Below are 22,086 nucleotides of genomic sequence, written 5' to 3'. Positions count from 1 at the left end.
CATCCAAAAACACTTGGACACACAATGCCAAACAAAATTGGCATCAGACAATTCATCATCACACTATCGAGTTCTCAAAGAACACACACCCACCGGCACTACCCACATCGGGCGCTCACCTGCGAGCTTTGTTCGTTTTGGAGTAGTTGCCCCGTCTCCGGCGCAACTCTTCCAGCCTACCAGACCCTCTTGCCGGTCCGCAACTCTCGGTCTTGGTTCCGATCGGGAGTGTCTGGCAGTCCCGAGATGGTCGATCGAGGCGCGCGAAGCTACCCTGTTCGATTTCTCGGGGGCGGTCAGTGCAGAACCCGGTTTCCTCTCCCCGTCCGCTCCCTCTCGGGAGTCTGTCCGGGGCGGCGCCGTGGCGCGCTGACTTGAAGAAAGTTACTGGGCCGCGTTGTCAGGGTCAAATCGCCTGGTCACGGCGTGCGCCGGTTTCCATTCTCGCTGGTCACGGGGATTTCAACCACCGACCGAACGCAAACATTCCCGCTCGCACGCCGAATTCCATCGATGTGATCTACGCCGCAAACCGTCCTTTTGGACAGTACGCGCGCCTGGACGGCCAGTTATGCGCAGGTCAGCGCGCTTTTAGCGTCTATAGGGTGACCATTGCCCAGCATCTCGAATCGGTTCGTACGGTTTCTGTGCGTCATTGCCGGTCTGTGCCGGCAGGTTTTCGGCGGTGCGGCGATCTCGGCTGGCGGATCGGCCCGGTGTCGGTCGACATCGTTCATCCCTTCGATGGCGGGTCGATCTCGGATTCGGCCATGGTCGGCAGTCTCGTCGGCCTCGTCGACGCGGGTGTCATCGCAGGTCAAAGGCAGTTCGAGGACGCCGCCGTGCAGATGATCCGTTCGGCGGCGAGCACCGAGGCTGGGTCCTGGGCAGCGTTCTACGACAATTCGATCACCGAGCTCCGCGACGGTGGGTCACCGTTCGGTCCGGTTCATGCGCGCGCGCGGTCGCTGGTCGTCGGCGACAGTCTGCTCGAGGTCGGTTCCTGTTTTGGCTTCCTCGCACTCCAGTGCGCGGAGGACGGCTTCGAGGTCAGTGCCTGCGACATCTCCCCTGGCGCCGTCGAGCACTTGCGTGCGGCGGCTCGGCGCAGGCAAACGCCGCTTCGCGCGGTGGTCGGTGACGCCACCGACCTACCGTTCGACACCGATGCGGTCGACACCGTCACCCTCATCCACCTGCTCGAACACCTTGACGAGCAAGCAACGGTCCGGGCTCTGACGGAGGCTCTACGGGTAGCCCGACGCCGCGTCGTCGTCGCGGTGCCCTTCGAGGAACATCCCAGCGAACATTTCGGCCACCTGATCCAACTCACGCTCGACGACCTCGCAGCTTGGGCCGGCCAGGTTGAGCACGACGGGGTCGAGTTGTTCACCCACCTCGGTGGATGGATGGTCCTCACTCCCGTCGCAAGACGATCCGTGTGAAGTTGAGTCCGGAATCCGGGCCCAACTTCACACGGATGAGTGGACATTCCTCGGGCCACCCGACTGCGTTCAGATCAATCCACGCTTGCTCGCGATGTACACGGCGTCGGTGCGCTTGGAGACGCCGAGTTTGCGGATGATGTTGCGGATGTGGAACTTGACGGTCGACTCCGAGATGAAGAGTGTCTGCCCGATCTTCTTGTTGGACAACCCATCTGCCAGCAACCGCAGCACTTCGCGTTCGCGCTCGGTCAGTGCCTCCGGTCCCGCACCATCACCGGAGACGCTACGCAGCACGATGGCCGCGCTCCGCGGATCGAAGGCGCTGCCACCTCCGGAGACGGCCTGAATCGCCCGCACCAGCTCGGTGGTGTCGACGTCCTTCACGACGTACCCGCGCGCGCCCGCACGAACCGCGCGGACGACGAGATCGTCGTCGAGGAAGGTGGTCAGCACCAGTGTCGCGACGTCGGGATGTCGACCGGCGATCTCGGTGATCAGGCGCAACCCCTCGTATTCGGTTCCCGCGGTGAGCTTGAGATCCACCACCACCACATCGGGGCGGCACCGTTGCACCTCGGCAAGTGCCCCGTCGTAGGAGCCGGCCTCCCCGACCACCGAGATCGCCGACTCGCGGTCGAGCAGCGACCGAATCCCCTCTCGTAGCAGTGCGTGATCGTCCACGAGCATCGTTCGGATCGCCGTGGTGTCTGCCGGACTGTTCATCGGATGACCTCCTGCTCGGATGGCGTGGCCCTGCCACGACGTGACTCGACCGCCGGAATCGTGACGACGATGCGCACACCACCCAGTCGCGAACGACGAATCCGCAGTTCACCGCCCAACTCGTCCGCACGCGCGGCCATGTTCGCCAACCCGCGGTGGCGCCCGGCCAGGTCTCCCAGCGTCGCGGCGCGCAGAACCCGTCGTAGGTGACCGGGATCGCCGACCCCGTCGTCGTCGACGGCCAGCTGCACGGCGTCGTCGAGATAGGTCAGGTCGACGCGGGCCGTGTTCGCCTCGGAATGGACCGCGGTGTTGAACAGCGCCTCGCCCGCGATCCTGAGCACGGCGTGCTGGATGTCATCGGGCAGGTCACGAATCCGACCGGTCACCCGAACCTGTGTTTCGAGTTCCTTCGGAAGATGCATCGAACACAGTTCGTCGAGTACCTCGCCAAGACTCAGTCCCTCCACCGACGGGGCCTGGTTCAGCGCATAGATCACCGAACGCAGTTGTTCCACGGCATTTCGGGTGAGACGTCCGGCGACCTCCAGTCGGTCTGCGGTTTTCGGATCGGATTCCATCCGGCAGACCTCGATGTGCACCCCGGCCGAGAGCACCGACTGTGTCACCGAGTCGTGCAGTTCGCGAGCGATCCGCTCGCGCTCCTCGGTCACCAGCCGCTGACGCATCACGGCGGAGAGTTCGCGCTGCGTGCGCTGCAGCTCGGTGTTGCGTACCGCGAGGTCGGCGGCCTGCGCCGTCGCCTGGGCGAACGCCTGCTCGGCGCGCGCCAGCTGATGCCGGCTCTCCTCGAGCAGCGCCGCATTGAGCAGCGCGACGGCCGCCTGCCGCGCGAGAATGCGGAGCACCACCGGATCGGCGGAATCGACGACCTTGTGCTCGGGCGTCCACGCCGACAACCCGCCGACCACCCGGCCGTCGAGATGCAGCGGGACGTGCACGTGATGGTCGTCGACCATCGGCCGCTTCAGTCGAGTCATCTGGTTGCGCAAGATGTCGTTGAGCCGGTTGAGCACCTCGTCGGGCAGATGACTCGGCGTGCGTGCGACATGCACGCCCTCGAATGCGTAGATCGTGCCGTCGCGACCCATCATCAGGTGGCGCGGCCCGGTGCGGTCGAGTTCGCCGTCACACAGCGCGAACACCACCCACTCGGCGTCCAGATGCTCTTGTACTGCGCGCACCACCGACAACACGAGTGTCTCCGGCCCCTCACCGGTCTGGACGAGCGCGCGGGAGATGCGGTCGAGCGCCTCGACCACCCTGGTGAGTCGTTGCTCCACACCGCGGTACTGCGCGTAGTGCGATCCTTTGACCGAGTGCAGGCCCAGCAGGGATTCCAGGCGCGAGGCCTCCTCGTCGGGAGCTCCGTCGTCGGCGAGTCGACCCTGCACTGCCATCTCAGAGGGCCTCGCGATACATGCCCAATATCTCGTCGGGTGTGGGTTGACGCGGGTTGGTGGTCATACAGGCGTCGACCATCGCATTGGCGGTCAGCACCGGCAAGTGCTCGCCGAGCACGCCGACCGCCCGCAGGGTACGCGGAAGTCCCACCGAATATGACAGTCGCGCAACTGCATCCGCGAATCGCTCGGCGACCGCATGAGGCGACCCAGAATCGTCGACGCCGACAGCTCGAGCGAGGTCCACATAGGGCCGCGGATCGGCTTCGGCATTGAAGCGGATGACGTGCGGCAACAACACCGAGTTGATCGCGCCGTGCGGGGCGTCGCACAGGCCGCCCACCGGATGACTCATCGCGTGCGTGGCACCGAGGATCGCATTGGTGAACGCCATCCCGGCCTCGAGAGAGGCGTAGGCCATGTTGGTGCCCGCGACGGTGTCGGACGGGTCGCCGACGAATCGTTCGATGCTCCGCCACGCGGTCGCGATCGACGACAACGCCGCGCCGTCGGTGAGTCGACTGTGGGCAACCGAGGCGTAGGCCTCGATACAGTGGGTGATGGCGTCCATCCCCGATTGGGCTGCGACCTCCGGGGGCAGCGTCGCCAGGGTGCGTGGGTCGATCACCGCCACGTCGGGCACCAGCCCGCGCCCGATGATGGTCACCTTGGTCATGCGGTCGACATCGTTGACGATGCAGAACTGCGAGACGTCGGAGCCGCTGCCCGCCGTGGTTGGGGCGGCGATCAGCGGTGGAAGCGGCGATGTCGCCTTGTCGATGCCCTCGTATTGGAGGATGTGCCCGCCATTGGCCGCGAGAATCGCGACGCCTTTCGCGGCATCGATCACCGACCCGCCTCCGAGCGCCACGATGCCGTCGCAGCGCCGGAAATCGTAATGCTCGAGGGCGGCGCTGATCTCGGGCGCGCGCGGGTTGGGCGACACCTCGCTGAACGACGACACCGACAGGCCCTCGGAGCGCAGTGACGCAGCCAGCTCCGGATACCAGGGGGTGGCCACGATGCCGCGGTCGGACACGATCATCAAGCGCTGCACACCCAGGCCGCGGGCCGCCCCGGCGATCTCGGCGAGCGCTCCGGAACCCACGATGATCTCGGGTGTATGGAACTTGGCGACACGCAGGTCTGACCGCGTCAACTCCTCACCATCGACCTTCGCCTGCACGCACTCTCACCCGTTCGCTCCCGGTCCCCGCCGTATCCGCGATCCTACGCGGCGTGATCGGCGTCACGCGCCGTATGCATCGACAGAGACCTGCTCGAGTTCGGCGAGGTCGTGCACCACGTGGACGCGGTCGCAATAGGTCGCATACGCGGGCAGATCACAGGAACCGAGCCCCCAGGAATAGGCGGCCTCCGGAGTGATCCAGATCGTCTCGCGGGCACGACGCGAAATCTCCTCGAACGCCTCGAAATTGGGGTCGCGACCATTGTTGCGTCCGTCGCCGAGAACGATCACCGTCGTGCGGCGGGTGACGGCGCCCCCGTACTCCTCCAGGAACTTCCCGAGGGCCAGCCCGTAATCGGAGTCGGCGTCGGTGTCGAGGACGCCCCCCGCCTGCAGTCCTGACACCACCAGGGACAGGGCCTCCTCGGGCTGGTGTTCGGCGAACAGGTCGGTGATCTCCACCAGGTCGGCGACAAAGGCGAACGACCGCACATGCGCGACCATCGACTGCAGACCGTGCACGAGCTGCAACGTGAACCGGGCGGCGGTTCGGACCGACAGCGAGACATCGGCCAGGATCAGCAGACTGGGCCGATCCTCCACCTTGGCCACCGTGATCGGCCGGAACGGCACACCGTCGTAGCGCAGGTTGGCCCGCATCGTGCGAGCGGCGTCCACGGTCCCGCGGGCGGCCAGTTTCCGACGCGCCCGGGGTGCCCCGTGCAGACTGCGGATCAGACGCCGGATCGAATCCTCCAGACTGGCCCGCTCGTGTTCGTGGATGAGGTCGCGGACCTCCGCCTTGACCTCACGCTCCTCGATCTGATGGTCGGTGGCCATGAGCTGTTCGAGGTGGTCGCGGAGCTTTTCGGGCAGCCCGTCGAGCAGTCCGGCCAGCGCGCTGCGCAGCGCCGCGAGTTCCTCGGCGTCGGGCTGCGGTCCCGACGCCGCGTCCGGATCGTCGAGCCACGTCAGCAACGCCATCTCCTGCGCCACCGAGAGTTCGACGTCGAGTTGGGTTCGGTTGTCGGTGACCAGATCTCCGGGCCGGCCCGGGTTGGCCAGACGCGACACGGTCAGCTGGACCCGAGCGGCGGCCTCGGCGTTGGGCACCTCGTCGGAGGACAGCACGATCTCGTCGGTGAGCGAGGCCATGTCGAGCCGGTTGGCCTCCTGGTGAAGGTTGTACTGCTCGGCCAGGTCCTCCGGGTCGAAGTACTCCTTCAGATTCGACGGCGGTCCGTGGCTGTGGCCCTGCTGCGGTGTCTCGCTGATCTCATCGGACAGGCTGTACTCGGTGAGTTCGCCGGAGTCCGACAGGTCATCGTGGGTGTGCGAGTGGCCGTGTGCATCAGCGTTCTCGAGTACCGGACGCAACGCGAAGAAGCGGTCGAAGACATCGTGAAAGGTGGCCTCGTCCCGGCGGTCCTTGACCAGACACACCTCGAGGGCCGATCGCAGGAGTTCGCGGTCGGCGAGGATCTCCGCTGTCGCGGTTGCCGACATCGCATCCATCGCCTCCGACACCCCGATGCGGATGCCGTGCAGGCGCAGCAGACGGACGAAGCGGTGAATGGCGGCTTCCATGCGCTGGACTCCCGTCCCGCTCAGAAGGGCCGCTTGCGCGCACCGCCGCCGCGCGACTTGAACGAGCGATCACCCTGGCCCGGGCTGATGGTCCGGGTACCTGCGTCGCTCTTGGCTCCGGGCGAGCCGTAGTAGTCCGAACCATGCCGTCCGGGAACATCCTTGGCGGCGCGCTTGGCCTGTCCGCTGTGGTCGCTCTGGTCCTTGCCGTGATCGTGATCTCCATGGTCGTGGTCGCCGTGGTCGTGACTGTGCTCGCCATGAGAGTGACTGTGCCCGTGCCCATGTGAATGACCGTGGGAATGCAGGTGTTCGGGCACCTCGGCGTTGGGATCGACGAGCTTCGGCAGGGCGTCGATGGCACGGGCGAGATCCCGGTCGTACTTGACGACCACGTTCGCGGTCTGCGCCAGCACGTCCGCGGTGAGTTCGTCGGCCCCGAGTACTGCGAGGGTGCGCGCCCAGTCGATCGCCTCGGAAATGCTGGGCGCCTTGCGAAGATCGAGGTCGCGCAGACCGCGCACGATCTCGACCAGCTTGGCCGACAACGTGTCCGAGAGTCCGGTGTTCTTGGACTTGATGATCTCCAGTTCGCGCGCGGAATCCGGGTAGTCCAGCGACAGGTGCAGGCAGCGTCGCTTCAGGGCGGCCGACAGATCGCGAGTGTTGTTGGAGGTCAACACGATCATCGGTTGGTGGGTGGCGACAAAGGTTCCGATCTCGGGTACCGACACCTGATACTCGGCGAGGAGTTCGAGGAGAACTGCCTCGAGCGCCTCGTCGGCGCGGTCCACCTCGTCGACGAGCAGGACCACGGGATGGTCGGCGCGTACCGCCTCCAGCAGCGGCCGGGGCGCGAGGAAGCGTTCGGAGAAGAAGACGCTCTCCTCGGCGCCGATGCGGTCGACCGCTTCCGACAGCGTCGACGCGTCCGCCACGACCTGACTGATCTTCTCGCGTAAGACCTGGGTGTAGAGCAGCTGCTTTCCGTAGTCCCACTCGTACAGGGCCGTGGTCTCGTCCTGCCCCTCGTAGCACTGCAGACGCAGCAGTTCCCGACCGGTGACCTCAGCCAGTGTCTTGGCCAGCTGCGTCTTGCCGACGCCCGCGGGTCCTTCGAGCAGGATCGGCTTGCCGAGCTTGTGCTGCAGGAACACCGTGGTGGCCAACCGTTGATCCGCGAGATAGCCTGCCGCAGCGAACTTCTCGACAACGTCGGCCACGTCGACAAACTCTGCCGTGCCATCGCCGACTGCCTCATCTGGCGCTGGGCCGGAACCGGCGGACGAGTCGGAAACGATCTGCACGGACATCGGTGTCTCCTTGCGGGGGTTGGTGTTACGAAAGAATGGTGTGGCCGGCGCCTCGGGGGCAGGACGCCGGCCACGCCCAACTGCTGACCTACGTCAGCAGGTCATCGAGGTCGCCGTTGAACGCGTGGTCGACGACCGGTCGGACCGTCTCGAAGGTGCACTCCTTCGGGTTGCCCGGGGTGCAGGCGTCGCCGAGGACGTGATTGGTGATCGCATCGATCGACTCCGGCGCACCCGAGATCTCCTTGCGGTTCTCGTAGAACTTGGTGGGGCCCTGGCCCAATCGGTTCTTGATGTGCGAATCCTGGTTGACGTCGGTGAACTTCTCCGGGATGCCCACATCGCGCAGCAGCCGGATGGCGGCGTTGAGTGCCTGATCCGCAGCCTGCACCTTGGTCATGCCGTGGGTGTCGACGCCCATCGCCTCGGCCATGTCGGCGAACCGCTCGTAGCACACGGGCATGTTGAACGCCCACACACGCGGCAGTGCGATGGCGTTGTTCAGACCGTGGTGGGTGTCGTAGAACGCCGACACCGCGTGGCTGATCGAGTGGATGATGCCCAGGCCACCCGAGTTGAAGGCCTGTGCCGCAATGTATTGCGCGTACATCATGCCCTCGCGGCCGGACAGCTCGGTCGGGTTCCAGGTCGCCTCGCGCAGGTGCTGGGCAGTCATCTTGACCGCGTGCAGCGCGTTGCCCATCGACGGCGGGAAGTTCAGTCGTGACACGTACGGCTCGGAGGCGTGTGCGAGAACGTCGAATCCGCACTGGGCGGTGAAGGCCACCGGGCAGTCGTAGTACAGAACCGGGTCGTCGATCGCCAGAGTGGTCACCGAGGCATCGTCGAAGGCCACGTACTTGTGCGGCTTGTCGGGGTCGGTGGTGGTGTCGGTGATGACATACGCCCACGAGGTCTCCGAACCCGTTCCGGCAGTGGTGGATACGGCGATGTGCGGCGGATTCTTGGGGTTCTCGCTCTTGTTGAATCCCTCGAATTCGTTGATGTTGCGCCCATCGTGGGCCACCGAGATACGAGCGCCCTTGCAGGCGTCGTGCGCCGAGCCGCCGCCGATGGAGATGAACGAATCACACTTCTCCGAGTTGTACAGCGACACCGCGTCCATCACGTTGTAGTCCTTGGGATTGGACTCGACCTGATCGAACAGGACGACCTCGAGACCGTGGTATTTGCACGACTCGACGATCTTGTGGACGGTGTCGCTTCCCCGCAGACCCGTGGTCATGACGAGGGTTTTCTTGAAGCCCAGTTTGAGTGCCTCGGGCCCGATCATCTCGTGAGCGCCGGGGCCCATCATCGCCCGCGGGAACGGGTGAAACTCCTTGATGGGAAACGGTTTGAGTAATTCGTCAACCTGCATGATGCTGTCCTCCCGCGAGCTGGGGCGCACGCGTGTCGTCGCTGATCTAGTGGGGCATCGGCGACGTTACGCGCGTCACATCCGGGTCCGACACCTCCCGAGAAGCAAACCGTCCTTTACGCCTGCGACGCTCCTCCTGGGAGCAGGTCCACACCTGACCGTTCGGAGAGGTGTCAGGCTGGCCGAACGGTCAGCCGCCGGCGCGGGCGGCGCGCGCCGCCGAGAGACTGTGTGCGTTGAATCCCCAGGGCAATTCGAGCCGGTGGGCCGCGAGGAGTCCCTCGTCGGCGAGAACGTCGTCGATGGCACCGTCGGCGACGATCCGGCCGGCATCCACGATGACGGCTCGGTCGCAGAGTTGAGCAGCATAGGGCAGATCGTGGGTCACCACGAGCATCGTCTGATGCAGTCCGAGAAGTGTTTCCGCGAGTTGTCGCCGGGCCACCGGATCAAGATTGGCGGAAGGCTCGTCGAGCACGAGAATATCTGGGCGACAGGCCAATACCGTGGCGAGCGCCCCGCGGCGCCGCTGTCCCCCGGACAGATGGTGCGGACTGCGGCGCGCGTGCTCTCTCATCGACACCGCGTCGAGCGCCTGGTCGACCACGTCGGCGAGCTCGTCACCCTTCACACCGAAGTTGGCCGGCCCGAAGGCGACGTCCTCGATGAGCGTCGGCATGAAGAGTTGGTCGTCGGGGTCCTGGAACACCAGTCCCACTTGGCACCGGATCTCGCGAATCGTCTTGGCACTCACGGTGACACCGTTGATCACGACCGAGCCCAGGGTCGGCGACAGTACTCCGTTGAGCTGCAGCATCAGCGTGGTCTTGCCTGCACCGTTGGGTCCGAGCAGCGCGACTCGCTCACCCGGCGCAATCGTGAGGTCGACGCCGGCAAGTGCCACGCGTCCATCCGGATACGTGAAATGCAGGTTCGAGACCTCGATCGCGGGCCCGGTCATCGCAGGCTCCACGCCGCTGCTGCGACCATGACCGCCGCGGCCGCGGGCATGACCACTACGAGCCACTGTGCACGGGTGGCTCTCGTCGCTGTCGCCACACCCGGCATCTCCGGGATGACCCCGGTGAAGCCGCGCGACATCATCGCGAGATGAACCCGCTCGCCGCGCTCGTAGGACCGCAGGAACATCGACCCCACGCCCTTGGCGATCGCACCCGCCTGGTGGATCATCCGCGGCGAATCGCCTCGGGCCAGGCGCGCCACCTGCATGCGTCGAACCTCCGCCGACAGCACATCGATGTAACGCAACATCATCACGATCACCGGAGTGATGGTGGCAGGCACTCCGAGCCGACTCAGCGCAAGCGGTAATTCTCGGGCAGGCGTGGTGGCGGCGAAGGTCAGCGAGGCCGCCACGCCCAGAGTGCCTTTGATGACGATGCCCCACGCGGCGTACAAGCCGGCGAGCGACATCGACAGCCCGGCGATCTCGACTCGCTGTCCGCCCTCGGCAAAGGGCAACAGAACGGCGAGCACCACGAACGGCGCCTCGATCAGCATCCGCGGCGCGATCCACCGCACCGGCACGTCGGCCAGTCGCCACACCACGAACACAATGATCGCGAAACCCGCGTACGGCCAGAACATCTCACGCGGCGTCGCCACCACGGCGAACACGAAGACGACCAGGCAGACCAGCTTCACCTCCACCGGCGCCCGATGAACACACGATCGGCCCTCCCGGTAGAGCGGATGAGCGTGGCCCGCACCCACGTCAGATGCCCGATTCAGTTCGGCGTGGCCCGGGCGAGCGAAGCGACGGGGAATTGCGACCGGGCGAGCGAAGACGAATCAGCCAGAACAGGCCGCCGGCCACCGCCAGCGTGACAAGCACGCCGATGATCCCGGCGAGACCGTTGGAGTCACCGATTCCCTTGACCGAGTAGTCGGCCAGCGGCGAGGACGCCATCGCGTGATCGGTGGCGTGCTGCGCTATGCAGTTGCCCTTCAACTGTTCTACGCCGTCGACCATCACCGTCTCGCAACCACGCTGCGTTGCGGAGTCCAGGCCGTCCGGCGACGAACTCGCGAAGTACGAGATGACGCCCGCGACGAGCAGGGCGACCGCACCGAAACCGATGAGGAAGTAGCGCAACCGGATCTTGGGCCCGGTCGCAGACGGGGTCTGCTGACTGTTCGTGACACTCATGCCGCGACTCCAACCGGGTTCGTGACGTCGACCGGCCTGTGTCGCAACAGATAGACCAGGTCCGGCCGTGCCCGAGCCACTGCCACCACTGTTACCGCGGTGATGAGTCCCTCGCCGACACCGATCAGCACGTGTGTGCCCCACATGTAGGTGGCGACGGTGCCGAGCGAGGTGGTCGCAGCGCCGCCGATCGCATACTCGATGACGAATCCCGTTGCAGCACAGACGGTTCCACACAGCGCCGCAATGAAGGAGATCACCCCGAGCGGGCCGAGTGACCGCCCACGCCGCCCGGACAGCCGCAGGAGTCCGATAGCGACGAGATAGCCCACAAAGGTGGAGATCAACGCCATGTTGGTGATGTTGGCGCCCAGCGCGCTCACCCCACCGTCGGCGAACAGCAATGCCTGCACGACGAGGACGATCGCGACGCAGAGGGCTCCGGTGAAGGGGCCGACAAGGATCGCGGCCAGCGCTCCGCCGAGGAGGTGCCCGCTCACCCCCGGCAGGATCGGGAAATTGATCATCTGGACCGCGAAGATGAAGGCTGCCACCAGCCCGGCCATCGGAACGGTCTTCTCGTCCAGGTCGGTGCGGGCCCGCCATGCGCAGAGCGCCAGGCCGGCGATCGCTATCGCCCCGAACATCGCGGAGACCGGCGCGTTGATGATGCCATCGCTCATGTGCATGGCGACGGTGGTGGTTGTCGAGGACATGGAAAAACGGTAGGACCACCCACAACATCTGTCCACTTATTCAGATGATTGAGCAGACAGACTATCCGTTCGGGCAGGGCCCGCCCTGTCCTGCGGTGCGCCGAGCGCCCACTCGAGCGGTCACTCGTGACGGCATCCTTCAACGGTCACTCGTGACGGCATCCTTCAACGGTCACTCGTGACGGCATCCTTCAACGGTCACTCGTGACCGGCGCCCATCCAGTGCAGCAATTCGTGCACGGTCTCGTCGTCCAGCCGATAACTCACCGAGCGTCCCACCCGGGTCGAGGTCACCCAGCCCTGGTGCCGCAGAACCCGAAGCGCTTGCGACACCGCCGTTTCGGTCCGACCGACGGCCGTGGCGATGTCACCCACGAAGATGCCCGGCTGCCGGTGCAGCACGATCAGGATCTCGAGTCGGTGCGGATCGGAGAGGAGGTCGAATCGTCGGGTCCACTCGGTGACGTCGACCTCGTGCGGACGGTCGGCGGCATCAGCGTGCGCGTAAGAGTGGTCGGCGCCGTCCACCCGATTCAGCTCCCTGCTCGGTCGGTGTCGGTGACGCGCTCGATCTGGGCACCGAGTCCACGCAGGATCTCCACGAAGTGCGGATACCCACGATCGATGTGTTCGACGTCGTGCACCTCGGTGACGCCGTCTGCCACCAGGCCGGCCAGAACGAGCCCCGCGCCGGCCCGGATGTCCGAACACCAGACGGGGGCACTCGACAGCTGCTCGATGCCGCGGATCACCGCGTGATGCCCGTCGGTGCGTGCGTCGGCGCCGAGTCGGACCATCTCTTCGACGAAACGGAAACGGGCCTCGAAGACGTTCTCGGTGATCACCGACATCCCTTCGGCGATCGTGGCCAGCCCGATCGCCATCGGCTGAAGGTCGGTCGGAAAGCCCGGGAACGGAAGCGTGGACACGTTGACGGCGGTGGGACGCGCGTCGTGTCGGACGCGGAAGCCGTCGCTGGAGGTGTCCACCTGCGCGCCGGCGTCGACCAGCTTGTTCAGGACCAGCTGCAGATGCTCGGGCCGCACACCGTGCACGGAGACGTCGCCGCGGGTCATGGCCGCGGCGATGCCCCAGGTTGCGCCCACGATCCGATCGCCGACGACGCGGTGGGTGGTCGGATGCAGGCGGTCGACGCCGCGCACCACGAGGGTCGAGGTGCCCGCACCCTCGATCTGTGCCCCCATCTGCTGCAGCATCTCGCACAGGTCGACGATCTCCGGTTCGCGTGCTGCGTTGTCGATCGTGGTCTCGCCCTCGGCGAGGACGGCGGCCATCAGGATGTTCTCGGTGGCACCCACCGACGGGAACTCGAGCGCGATCGGAGCTCCGATCAGGGCATCGGCCTCGGCAACCACACACCCGTGCTCGATCGAACTGTGCGCACCCAACGCACGCAGTCCCGACTGATGCATGTCGAGCGGTCGCGATCCGATCGCGTCGCCACCGGGCAGCGCGACGACGGCCCGGTGACAGCGAGCCATCAGCGGTCCCAGCACGCACACCGAGGCGCGGAACTGTCGGACCGCGTCGAAGTCGGCGTGATACTTCGGCTCCGCGGGCGCGGTGATCGATACGGTGTCCCCATCCTGGGAAACCACGGCACCCAATCCGCGGAGTACGTCGGCCATCAACGGCACGTCGGCGATCTCCGGCGAATTGGTCAGCACCGTGGTGCCTTCGGCCAGCAGGGCGGCCGCCATCAGTTTGAGGACGCTGTTCTTGGCGCCACCCACCGACACCTCGCCCGCCAACCGGACTCCGCCGGTGACCAGAAAACGATCACTCACGCCTGCCACCTTATCGGCCGCGCATCGGGCCGCTACATTCGAGTGATGGCGGTGCATCTGACGCGGATCTACACGCGGACCGGCGATGACGGCTCGACCGGCCTCAGCGACTTCTCCCGAGTTCCCAAGACCGACCCTCGGGTGGTCGCCTACGCCGACTGCGACGAGGCGAATGCCGTCATCGGCATGGCCCTCGCCGTCGGCGGACCGATCGCCGACGACGTCCGAACCGTTCTCACCACAGTGCAGAACGACCTCTTCGACGCCGGCGCCGATCTGTCGACGCCTGTCGTCGACGACCCGAAGTACCCGCCGCTACGTATCGAGCAGTCCTACATCGACGCACTGGAATCCTGGTGCGATCAGTTCGGCACGGACCTCCCCGCCCTCAACTCGTTCATCCTGCCCGGCGGCACCCCGTTGAGCGCGTTGCTGCATCAGGCGCGGACCGTCACGCGCCGCGCCGAACGATCTGCCTGGGCGGCCGTGGCCGCGAACCCGGACGACACGTCCGTGTTGCCCGCCAAATACCTGAATCGGCTGTCGGATCTGCTGTTCATCCTCGCTCGGGTGGCGAACCGGTCACCTGGACCCGACGGCGAGATCCCGGGCGATGTGTGCTGGGTGCCCGGCGGGGATCGTGACCGGCCTGAGTGACCAGTCCCGCCCCGACGGGTGCATAGGCAACACGAAAAGTAGGGGAGGAGACTTCTTCCCCTCCTTTCGGTGGGACCGCCGCCGCGAAGCCTGCGCATACCTCCAGTTCAGGAGGCCGAAGGCAGTACTCTTCGGATCCCGGGCTCAACCTCAAACGGATCAATGGGCGGCCGACCAGGTGGTTGCCATGAGTGCGCAGCGGCGGCATTCTCGTCGGCGGCGCGAACCGGCGCCGCAAAACTAGGGGAAGAAGTTCTTCCCCTACCCTTGGAGTCCTCCCCCAGAAAATTCTCGCGGACGACTATGAACCCCGGGGAAGAAGTTCTTCCCCTAGATTTTGCGGGCACGACGCGGGCTCATTTCCGCAGGTCAGCGGGTTTGATTACCGAATCTTCGGATCAGGGAGCGATTGGGAATACTTCACGCACTACGACGACGCTGCGAGCGGTCGGACTGTCGCGACTCGAGCCAGGACTGGAACGCGGTGACCGCACCCAGCGTCATCGCCATCTCGTAGGTGTCGGTGCGCGGTTCGACGGCATCGGAGTCATACGGCGTCTCGCGTACCTGGAGAACAACGAGCCCGTCCATGATGTCGCATTCGGTCCCCATCGGCTCACGCCGGCCGACGATGTCGATGCCCTGCCGACAGAACGTCACCGAGGGACCCGGCCGAAGCGAACTGAGCCGGTAATAGCGCAGTGTCTCGTCGGTGTAGTGAATGGTGCCGTGCCGCCACCCCTCGTCGACACCGGCGGGCATCTCTCGTAGAAGCACCGGGGTCCCGGCACTCCGTAGCTGTCCGAGCCGGAAGGCCAGCAGCGCACACAGCGCCACTGCGACCACGAGCAGAACGGTCAGCAGCACGGCGAGAAGCGTCACCCCCGACACCTCCTTGCGACAACTACGCGTGTTCCCCACCGATCGAACGATCTCGACCGGACTGTCGATCGGGCTGTCGACAGCGTCACGCGAACGGGCTGATGTGCACCAGCATGCCATCCGAACAAACGAATCGGCCAGCCACCCGGGGTGTCCCGGAGTGACTGGCCGATCACATCAGTTTCAGCGCGCGCTGGCGCTCACTCTCGCTACTTCGAAAGGTGTTGTGCCGCAGTCAAACGCGCATGTGCGTGGTTGTACTCCGGGGAACCGGGCTCGGCAGACTCCAACGCCTGCCGCTCGGATGCCTCGTCGACGTCGTCGGCCCAGTCGGCCGCCTCCGCGAGAATCGTGACGGATTCGCCGGTGATGGACAGGAAGCCACCCTCCACCGAAGCCGCCTTCCGAGTGCCCGACTCTTCGACGATCACCACGAAGCCACCCGGAACCAGCTGACCGAGCAGCGGCTCGTGTCCGGCGAGGACACCGAGCTCACCCACGGTCGTCTGAGCGATGACAAAAGTCGCCTCGCCCGAGTACAGCTCCTGATCGGCGGAGACCACCTCCACGTGGAAGGACTTGTCAGCCATGTCGGTTCGCTACTTTCCGGCGATCTTGGCGGCGGCGGCCTCCACGTCGTCGAGTCCACCGCAGCTGTTGAACGCCTGCTCGGGCAGGTGGTCGAACTCGCCCTTGCACACGCGGTCGAATGCCTCGATGGTGTCGTTGAGCGGCACCACCGAACCCTTCTGTCCGGTGAACTTCTCGGCGACGAGGAAGTTCTGGCCGAGGAACTTCTGGATGCGCCGTGCACGCTGCACGGTGACCTTGTCCTCTTCGGAGAGCTCGTCCATACCGAGGATGGCGATGATGTCCTGCAGTTCCTTGTACTTCTGCAAGATGCGCTTGACCTCGTTGGCGACGCGGAAGTGCTCGTCACCGACGATCGAAGCCTCCAGGATGCGCGAGGTCGACGTCAGCGGGTCCACGGCGGGGTAGATACCCAGCTGCGAGATCGGACGCGAGAGCTCGGTGGTGGCATCGAGGTGCGCGAAGGTGGTGGCCGGCGCCGGGTCGGTGTAGTCGTCGGCGGGCACGTAGATGGCCTGCAGCGAGGTGATCGAACGACCCTTGGTCGAGGTGATCCGCTCCTGGAGCTCGCCCATCTCGTCGGCCAGAGTCGGCTGGTAACCCACCGCCGACGGCATACGACCGAGGAGGGTGGAGACCTCCGAACCGGCCTGGGTGAACCGGAAGATGTTGTCGATGAACAGCAGCACGTCCTGGTGCTTCTCATCGCGGAAGTACTCCGCCATGGTCAGCGCCGACAGGGCCACGCGCATACGCGTGCCCGGCGGCTCGTCCATTTGGCCGAACACCAAGGCGGTGTCCTGGAGAACGCCCATCTCCTCCATCTCGAGGTGGAGGTCGGTGCCCTCACGGGTGCGCTCGCCGACGCCGGCGAACACCGACGTACCGGAGAACTCACGCGCGATACGGGTGATCATCTCCTGGATGAGAACGGTCTTGCCCACGCCGGCGCCGCCGAACAGCCCGATCTTGCCGCCCTTCACGTACGGGGTCAGCAGGTCGATGACCTTGATGCCGGTCTCGAGGATCTCGGTCTTGCCCTCGAGCTCGTCGAAGGGCGGCGGCTTGCGGTGGATGCTCCACTGCTCACCGTCTCGGCCGAGACCCGGCTCGTCGAGGCAGTCGCCGAGAGCGTTGAACACGTGGCCCTTGACCACGTCACCGACCGGAACGACGATCGACTTGCCGGTGTCGGACACCGCAGCGCCGCGGACCAGGCCGTCGGTCGGCTGCATCGAGATGGTGCGCACCAGGTTGTCGCCGAGGTGCTGTGCGACCTCGAGCGTGAGGGTCTTGGCCACAGCTTCGAGGGTGACCTCGGCGTGCAGCGCGTTGAACAGGTCTGGGATCGAGCCGCGCGGGAACTCGACGTCGACCACCGGGCCGATGATGCGGACGACCCGCCCGTCGGTGGAGCCCGCCGACTTCGCGGAGGGGCTTTCTACTGCTGCGGTCATGATGCTTGGGTCACTTCCTCTTCGATCGAAGTATGGTGTCGGGCCGACAAGAACGGCGACGCATGGCTGTTATGCCAGCGCGCTCGAACCGCCGACGATCTCGCTGATTTCCTGGGTGATCTGTGCCTGGCGAAGCTGGTTGGCCTCGCGCGACAACGTTTTCGACAACTCTTCTGCGTTGTCGGTTGCCGCCTTCATCGCCGTACGACGCGCTGCGGATTCCGATGCCGACGAATCGAGCAACGCCGCATAGACGCGCGTAGCCACGTACCTCGGCAGCAGCGCATCCAGGAGGTGATCCGCGCCCGGCTCGAACGAGTAGTTCCGGGACTTCTCGGTCACCTCGACATCGCTGCCCTCGTCGTGCTCGGACACCACCAGCGGAGCCACACGGCGCACCTCGGGCGACTGGGTCAGCATCGAGACGAACCGGGTGTACACCAGGTGCAACTCGTCGACGCCTTCCAGGCTGCCGTCGCCGCCCGGGCGCTCGACCTGCTCGCCCGATCCGGCGAGGAACAGGTCGACGAGGAAGTTGCTCGCCTGCGCTGCGTCCGCGTACTCCGGGGCCTGGGAGAACCCGGTCCACGAATCGGCGACCTCCGAACCACGGAAGCTGAAGAACCCGACGCCCTTCTGCCCGGTCACGAACAGCACGGGCTCCTTGCCCTCGTCCTTCAACAAGGCGACGAGCTCGCGGGTCGCACGCAGCACGTTGGCGTTGTAGCCACCACACATACCGCGGTCGCTGGTCACGACCAGCACAGCCGCCCGCTTCGGGTTCTCGCGTTCGACGAGCAACGGGTGATCCAGCGAACCGGCGTTGCTGGCCAGCTCCGAGAGCACCGTGGTCATCTCTTTCGCGTACGGCTTGGCCGCGGCCACGCGGGCCTGTGCCTTGGTGATTCGCGACGTCGCGATCAGTTCCTGCGCCTTGGTGATCTTCTTGGTCGACTGCACCGACCGGATGCGCGAGCGCAGCTCACGAATACTGGCCATGCTCCCTCACCCCTTTCCTCTGTGCTGGGCTCATGGCCCGGCTGTCGAATGCGGTCACGATCACTTGCGGATCTTGATCTCTTCGTGCTCGACGTCCTCGGAGTCCATCGCAGATGCCTCGGCCTCGTTGACGACGCGCTGGCCGTCGTGGGTGAGGTAGCTGTTCTTGAACTTGTTGGTCTCGTCGACAAGGGCCTCGGCCTGATCGTCGGTGAGCACCTTGCCGCCGGCGATGGAGTCGTAGACGCCGGTCGCGTTGTGATGCAGGTGGCTCAGCAACTGGGTCTCGAAGTTGCGGACGTCGCTGACCGGCACCGAATCGTAGTGGCCTTCACCGCAGAGGTAGATCGACACGATCTCGTCCTCGACGGAGTACGGGCTGTACTGATCCTGCTTGAGCATCTCGACCCAGCGTGCACCGCGCTCGAGCTGCGCCTTCGACGCGTCGTCGAGGTCGGAGGCGAACGCGGAGAACGCCTCGAGCTCACGGAATTGGGCCAGCTCCAGACGCAGCGAGCCGGACACCTTCTTCAGACCCTTGGTCTGTGCGGCACCACCCACGCGCGACACCGAGGTGCCGACGTTGATGGCCGGGCGAACGCCCTTGTTGAAGAGGTCGGACTCGAGGAACACCTGGCCGTCGGTGATCGAGATGACGTTGGTCGGGATGAACGCCGACACGTCGTTGGCCTTGGTCTCGATGATCGGCAGTGCGGTCATCGAACCGCCGCCCATCTCATCGGACAGCTTGGCCGCACGCTCCAGCAGACGCGAGTGCAAGTAGAAGACGTCACCCGGGTATGCCTCGCGGCCCGGCGGGCGGCGCAGCAGCAGCGAGATCGCGCGGTAGGCCTCGGCCTGCTTGGTGAGGTCGTCGAACACGATCAGGACGTGCTTGCCCTGGTACATCCAGTGCTGTCCGATGGCCGAACCGGTGTAGGGCGCGAGCCACTTGAAACCGGCGGAATCAGACGCGGGAGCGGCGACGATGGTGGTGTACTCCATCGCTCCGGCCTCTTCGAGCGCGGTCTTGACGCCCGCGATGGTGGAACCCTTCTGACCGATGGCGACGTAGATGCAGCGGACCTGCTTGTTCTCGTCGCCCGACTCCCAGTTGGCCTTCTGGTTCAGGATCGCGTCGACGCAGACCGCGGTCTTGCCGGTCTTGCGGTCGCCGATGACGAGCTGACGCTGGCCGCGACCGATCGCGGTCATGGCGTCGATGGCCTTGATGCCGGTGGCCAGCGACTCCTCGACCGGCTGACGCTCGAGCACGGTGGCCGCCTGGAGTTCGAGAACGCGCTGCTCTTCGGCCTCGATGTCGCCGAGTCCGTCGATGGGCGCGCCGAGCGGGTCGACCACGCGGCCGAGGAACTTGTCGCCGACCGGGACGGAGAGCACCTCGCCGGTCCGGCTGACTTCCTGGCCCTCTTCGAGGTCCTCATAGTCACCGAGGATGACCGCACCGATCTCGTCCTCGTCGAGGTTGAGCGCCACGCCGAGGATGCCGCCGGGGAACTGCAGCAGCTCGTTGGCCATAGCGCTGGGCAGGCCGCTGACGTGCGCGATGCCGTCCGCGGTATCGGTGATGATGCCGACCTCGTCGCGCGACGCCTCGGCTTCGAACGACGAGACGTACTGCTCGATCGCTCCCTTAATCTCGTCTGGTGAGATCGTCAACTCCGCCATGGGTTCTCGTCTTTCCTTGTTCTGGTCCGGCTTGCGAGCCTGGGTGTGGTGGTCGTCGGGTGGTGGTTGGTGGCGCGTGAGCGCTTCGTTGTCTCGGCGCGTGAGCGCTTCGTTGTCTCGGCGCGTGAGCGCTTCGATGTCTCGGCTGTGTCAGCGCGGCAGCGTCTCGGTCGCCTTCGCGAGGCGAGTGGCGATGTCGGCGTCGATGATCTCCTCGCCAACCCCGATACGCAGGCCGCCGAGGATCTCTGGACGCACTTCGGTCTGCACCGAGATCGTCCGGCCGTAGATGCTGCCGAGCACCGTCCCGAGACGCTCGATCTGAGCATCGGACAGGGGTGCAGCGGACACGACGTGAGCCACCGACTCGCCGCGGCGGGCTGCCGCGAGTTCGGCGAGCTGCTCGACGGCGACCTCGACCGGCTGGCCGTGCAGCAGCGCGATGAGGTGCGACAGCAGGTACCAGGTGTGTTCGGTGACCTGTCCGCCGATCAGCTTCTCCAGCAAGCCATTTCGCTTGTCGGCTGGATGGGTGTGATCAGACAGCAGGGAGGCCAGCTGCGGATTGGCGTCCAGCAAGCGGCTCACGCGGAAGAGCTCGTCTTCGACCTGCTCGATCTGGCCTTCTTGCTCGGCCGCGGTGAGCACGATCAGAGCGTTCTGCCTGCGCAGCCCCGCGATGAAGTCAGTCGACGTCGACCACCGTTGTTTGGCCGCCGAGGCGACCACATCGACGACGATGGGTGCGACCTTTCCGCCGAACAGCGTCGACACCAGCTGCTCCTTGCCTGCGGGGTTGTCCTCGTCCTCGGTCAGCTTCTTGCGCAGCACCGGATTGGCGTTGAGCACGATGATGACCTGGGTCAATTCGGCGGCCGCCGCGGTGAGTGCAGGTCCGTCGAGATCCTTGCTCGCGGAATCGAACTCGTGGGAGACAACGCGCGCAGCCTCACGGCTGCCGGCCCGCATGTGACGCAGACCGATCAGTTCCGAGCTGTGTGGGACAGCCGTCTGCGTGCTCGATGCCATCGCCTCGAGCTCGGCGATCACCCGGTCGACACTCGCCGAGCGGTTGGACTCGTCGGACAGGTGCGAGCGCACCAGCTTGTCCGCGCCGTCGATGGCGGTGAGACCGAGATCGGTACGCAACTGGCGAACCAGGTTCGAACGAGTCAGCTCGACCTGAGACTTGCCGTGCTCGCTGATCCGCCGGACCTCGGAGTCGGCCTGGGCCTTGATGTCCTCCCGGATGCCCTCGGCGTCTTTCAGTGCGGACTCGTGGAGCTCCGCGGCCTCGGCCTTTGCCTCGGCCAGAGCGCGATCGTGAGCAGCCTGGGCGTCGGCGAGCCGGGCCTTCGCTTCCTCACTCTCGATCACCTGCCGGGCGATCGTTTCCTTCTGGTTGTGCACCGCGCGGCTCAGCGGCGGTCGCACATACTTCCAGAACAAGAAGACGATGACGGCGAACCCGATGAAGTTGCCAATGAGGATGTCCACCTAGTTCACCTTCTCCTTGTTGGTCGTATCGACCTCGGTGCCGAGAACTCGGCCGGCCAGCGTGGCCGACAACCGGTCGACATCCGCGTGCGCCGTGCTTGCGGCACGGTCACCCTCTGCCTTCAAGGACTCGGAGGTGGCAGCGAGAGCGGCGTCGGCCTCCTCGGTCGCGCGCCGCTTCGCCGCCGAAAGCTCCTCGTTGCCCGCTGCGCGGGCCTCGTCCCGGATGCCCGTGGCATCCCCACGGGCCTCCTTCATGGCCGCCCGGTAGTGGGTGTCCGCATCCTCGTAGCTCGCCGCAGCGCTCTTGGTGTCGTCCACGGTCTTCGCCACCCTCGCATCGCGCTCGTCGAGCACCTTGACGATCGGCGGGACCACCAGCGTGCGGATCACGATCAGCACGACGACGAAAATGAACAGACACACGAAGAACGTGCCGTTGGGGATCAAGAAGTTCGGCGGCTTCTCCCCTTCTTCGGCGGCTGCGGCGAGATACAGCATCATGTTTGCGTTTCCCCTATCGGAACAGCGTCAGGTCGATGTCGGGCGAAGCGC

At 65.6% G+C, this 22,086-nt stretch carries 21 protein-coding genes; 2 read left to right on the top strand and 19 right to left on the bottom strand.

What is annotated here, in order from left to right:
- Positions 1-605: 605 nt before the first annotated feature.
- Positions 606-1,445 carry a mycofactocin oligosaccharide methyltransferase MftM gene (gene mftM / locus ABZW74_RS13275; RefSeq protein ID WP_240860257.1) on the top strand — a complete coding sequence of 280 codons (840 nt, stop codon included), beginning with the start codon at positions 606-608 and terminating at the stop codon, positions 1,443-1,445.
- 69 nt (positions 1,446-1,514) lie between these two features.
- On the opposite strand, the gene ABZW74_RS13270 is transcribed toward mftM, so the two are convergent.
- The 12 genes from ABZW74_RS13270 to murA form a co-directional block, all read right to left on the bottom strand.
- Positions 1,515-2,171: a response regulator transcription factor gene (locus ABZW74_RS13270; protein ID WP_240860259.1), complete on the bottom strand. Its 657-nt coding sequence runs from the start codon at positions 2,169-2,171 to the stop codon at positions 1,515-1,517.
- Positions 2,168-3,592, bottom strand: coding sequence for a histidine kinase (locus tag ABZW74_RS13265; RefSeq protein ID WP_240860260.1), 1,425 nt, complete (start codon positions 3,590-3,592; stop codon positions 2,168-2,170). The genes ABZW74_RS13270 and ABZW74_RS13265 overlap by 4 nt, the downstream gene beginning before the upstream one ends.
- 1 nt (position 3,593) lies before the next feature.
- Positions 3,594-4,781, bottom strand: coding sequence for an iron-containing alcohol dehydrogenase (locus ABZW74_RS13260; protein WP_355276742.1), 1,188 nt, complete (start codon positions 4,779-4,781; stop codon positions 3,594-3,596).
- 63 nt (positions 4,782-4,844) lie between these two features.
- Positions 4,845-6,371 (bottom strand): VWA domain-containing protein, encoded by a 1,527-nt coding sequence (locus ABZW74_RS13255; RefSeq protein WP_240860262.1) that lies wholly within the window; start codon positions 6,369-6,371, stop codon positions 4,845-4,847.
- Between the two features lie 20 nt (positions 6,372-6,391).
- Positions 6,392-7,684 (bottom strand): MoxR family ATPase, encoded by a 1,293-nt coding sequence (locus tag ABZW74_RS13250; RefSeq protein ID WP_240860263.1) that lies wholly within the window; start codon positions 7,682-7,684, stop codon positions 6,392-6,394.
- 88 nt (positions 7,685-7,772) lie between these two features.
- Positions 7,773-9,065 (bottom strand): NDMA-dependent methanol dehydrogenase, encoded by a 1,293-nt coding sequence (gene mdo / locus ABZW74_RS13245; protein WP_240860264.1) that lies wholly within the window; start codon positions 9,063-9,065, stop codon positions 7,773-7,775.
- A gap of 190 nt (positions 9,066-9,255) precedes the next feature.
- Positions 9,256-10,026, bottom strand: a complete 771-nt coding sequence (locus ABZW74_RS13240) for an ABC transporter ATP-binding protein (protein ID WP_240860265.1) — start codon at positions 10,024-10,026, stop codon at positions 9,256-9,258.
- Complete coding sequence (gene cbiQ / locus ABZW74_RS13235) at positions 10,023-10,799, bottom strand: cobalt ECF transporter T component CbiQ (protein ID WP_240860266.1); 777 nt, start codon at positions 10,797-10,799, stop codon at positions 10,023-10,025. The genes ABZW74_RS13240 and cbiQ overlap by 4 nt, the downstream gene beginning before the upstream one ends.
- Position 10,800: 1 nt before the next feature.
- A complete protein-coding gene (locus ABZW74_RS13230; protein ID WP_355276738.1) occupies positions 10,801-11,235 on the bottom strand; it encodes a PDGLE domain-containing protein in 435 nt (144 codons plus the stop codon).
- The gene (locus ABZW74_RS13225) at positions 11,232-11,951 is read right to left on the bottom strand and encodes an energy-coupling factor ABC transporter permease (RefSeq protein WP_355276736.1); all 720 of its coding nucleotides are present in this window, start codon (positions 11,949-11,951) and stop codon (positions 11,232-11,234) included. The genes ABZW74_RS13230 and ABZW74_RS13225 overlap by 4 nt, the downstream gene beginning before the upstream one ends.
- Positions 11,952-12,149: 198 nt before the next feature.
- Entirely contained in the window at positions 12,150-12,479 is a 330-nt protein-coding gene (locus tag ABZW74_RS13220) for a metalloregulator ArsR/SmtB family transcription factor (protein ID WP_240860272.1), read from the bottom strand.
- A 5-nt stretch (positions 12,480-12,484) separates the two neighbouring features.
- Positions 12,485-13,759 (bottom strand): UDP-N-acetylglucosamine 1-carboxyvinyltransferase, encoded by a 1,275-nt coding sequence (murA, locus tag ABZW74_RS13215; RefSeq protein WP_355276734.1) that lies wholly within the window; start codon positions 13,757-13,759, stop codon positions 12,485-12,487.
- A gap of 45 nt (positions 13,760-13,804) precedes the next feature.
- On the opposite strand from murA, the gene ABZW74_RS13210 reads away from it, so the two are divergent.
- On the top strand, positions 13,805-14,416 hold the full coding sequence (locus ABZW74_RS13210; RefSeq protein ID WP_240860278.1) for a cob(I)yrinic acid a,c-diamide adenosyltransferase: 612 nt from the start codon (positions 13,805-13,807) through the stop codon (positions 14,414-14,416).
- Between the two features lie 420 nt (positions 14,417-14,836).
- Here the strand turns inward: ABZW74_RS13210 and ABZW74_RS13205 are convergent, their stop codons facing one another.
- The 7 genes from ABZW74_RS13205 to ABZW74_RS13175 form a co-directional block, all read right to left on the bottom strand.
- A complete protein-coding gene (locus ABZW74_RS13205) occupies positions 14,837-15,298 on the bottom strand; it encodes a DUF2550 domain-containing protein (RefSeq protein WP_355276732.1) in 462 nt (153 codons plus the stop codon).
- 209 nt (positions 15,299-15,507) lie between these two features.
- Positions 15,508-15,888: a F0F1 ATP synthase subunit epsilon gene (locus ABZW74_RS13200; RefSeq protein WP_240860282.1), complete on the bottom strand. Its 381-nt coding sequence runs from the start codon at positions 15,886-15,888 to the stop codon at positions 15,508-15,510.
- A 9-nt stretch (positions 15,889-15,897) separates the two neighbouring features.
- Complete coding sequence (gene atpD / locus ABZW74_RS13195) at positions 15,898-17,346, bottom strand: F0F1 ATP synthase subunit beta (RefSeq protein ID WP_240860284.1); 1,449 nt, start codon at positions 17,344-17,346, stop codon at positions 15,898-15,900.
- A gap of 69 nt (positions 17,347-17,415) precedes the next feature.
- Positions 17,416-18,345: a F0F1 ATP synthase subunit gamma gene (locus ABZW74_RS13190; protein WP_240860285.1), complete on the bottom strand. Its 930-nt coding sequence runs from the start codon at positions 18,343-18,345 to the stop codon at positions 17,416-17,418.
- A gap of 60 nt (positions 18,346-18,405) precedes the next feature.
- Positions 18,406-20,034 carry a F0F1 ATP synthase subunit alpha gene (gene atpA / locus ABZW74_RS13185; RefSeq protein WP_240860286.1) on the bottom strand — a complete coding sequence of 543 codons (1,629 nt, stop codon included), beginning with the start codon at positions 20,032-20,034 and terminating at the stop codon, positions 18,406-18,408.
- Between the two features lie 150 nt (positions 20,035-20,184).
- Positions 20,185-21,531: a F0F1 ATP synthase subunit B/delta gene (locus tag ABZW74_RS13180; RefSeq protein ID WP_355276728.1), complete on the bottom strand. Its 1,347-nt coding sequence runs from the start codon at positions 21,529-21,531 to the stop codon at positions 20,185-20,187.
- Positions 21,532-22,035: a F0F1 ATP synthase subunit B gene (locus tag ABZW74_RS13175; RefSeq protein ID WP_240860288.1), complete on the bottom strand. Its 504-nt coding sequence runs from the start codon at positions 22,033-22,035 to the stop codon at positions 21,532-21,534.
- Between the last annotated feature and the right edge of the window lie 51 nt (positions 22,036-22,086).

This window comes from Gordonia sp. NPDC003585 (assembly GCF_040610755.1).
In the GTDB taxonomy this organism is placed as follows: domain Bacteria; phylum Actinomycetota; class Actinomycetes; order Mycobacteriales; family Mycobacteriaceae; genus Gordonia.
This window is presented reverse-complemented; position numbering and strand designations above follow the sequence as displayed.

Excerpts from the sequence above, each read along its gene's own strand:
- atpD (WP_240860284.1), bottom strand. The coding sequence starts at position 17,346 with ATGACCGCAGCAGTAGAAAGCCCCTCCGCGAAGTCGGCGGGCTCCACC.
- ABZW74_RS13210 (WP_240860278.1), top strand. The coding sequence starts at position 13,805 with ATGGCGGTGCATCTGACGCGGATCTACACGCGGACCGGCGATGACGGC.
- ABZW74_RS13250 (WP_240860263.1), bottom strand. The coding sequence starts at position 7,684 with ATGTCCGTGCAGATCGTTTCCGACTCGTCCGCCGGTTCCGGCCCAGCG.
- ABZW74_RS13255 (WP_240860262.1), bottom strand. The coding sequence starts at position 6,371 with ATGGAAGCCGCCATTCACCGCTTCGTCCGTCTGCTGCGCCTGCACGGC.
- ABZW74_RS13265 (WP_240860260.1), bottom strand. The coding sequence starts at position 3,592 with ATGGCAGTGCAGGGTCGACTCGCCGACGACGGAGCTCCCGACGAGGAG.
- ABZW74_RS13225 (WP_355276736.1), bottom strand. The coding sequence starts at position 11,951 with ATGTCCTCGACAACCACCACCGTCGCCATGCACATGAGCGATGGCATC.
- ABZW74_RS13240 (WP_240860265.1), bottom strand. The coding sequence starts at position 10,026 with ATGACCGGGCCCGCGATCGAGGTCTCGAACCTGCATTTCACGTATCCG.
- mdo (WP_240860264.1), bottom strand. The coding sequence starts at position 9,065 with ATGCAGGTTGACGAATTACTCAAACCGTTTCCCATCAAGGAGTTTCAC.
- atpA (WP_240860286.1), bottom strand. The coding sequence starts at position 20,034 with ATGGCGGAGTTGACGATCTCACCAGACGAGATTAAGGGAGCGATCGAG.
- ABZW74_RS13200 (WP_240860282.1), bottom strand. The coding sequence starts at position 15,888 with ATGGCTGACAAGTCCTTCCACGTGGAGGTGGTCTCCGCCGATCAGGAG.
- ABZW74_RS13230 (WP_355276738.1), bottom strand. The coding sequence starts at position 11,235 with ATGAGTGTCACGAACAGTCAGCAGACCCCGTCTGCGACCGGGCCCAAG.
- ABZW74_RS13190 (WP_240860285.1), bottom strand. The coding sequence starts at position 18,345 with ATGGCCAGTATTCGTGAGCTGCGCTCGCGCATCCGGTCGGTGCAGTCG.
- ABZW74_RS13175 (WP_240860288.1), bottom strand. The coding sequence starts at position 22,035 with ATGATGCTGTATCTCGCCGCAGCCGCCGAAGAAGGGGAGAAGCCGCCG.
- ABZW74_RS13270 (WP_240860259.1), bottom strand. The coding sequence starts at position 2,171 with ATGAACAGTCCGGCAGACACCACGGCGATCCGAACGATGCTCGTGGAC.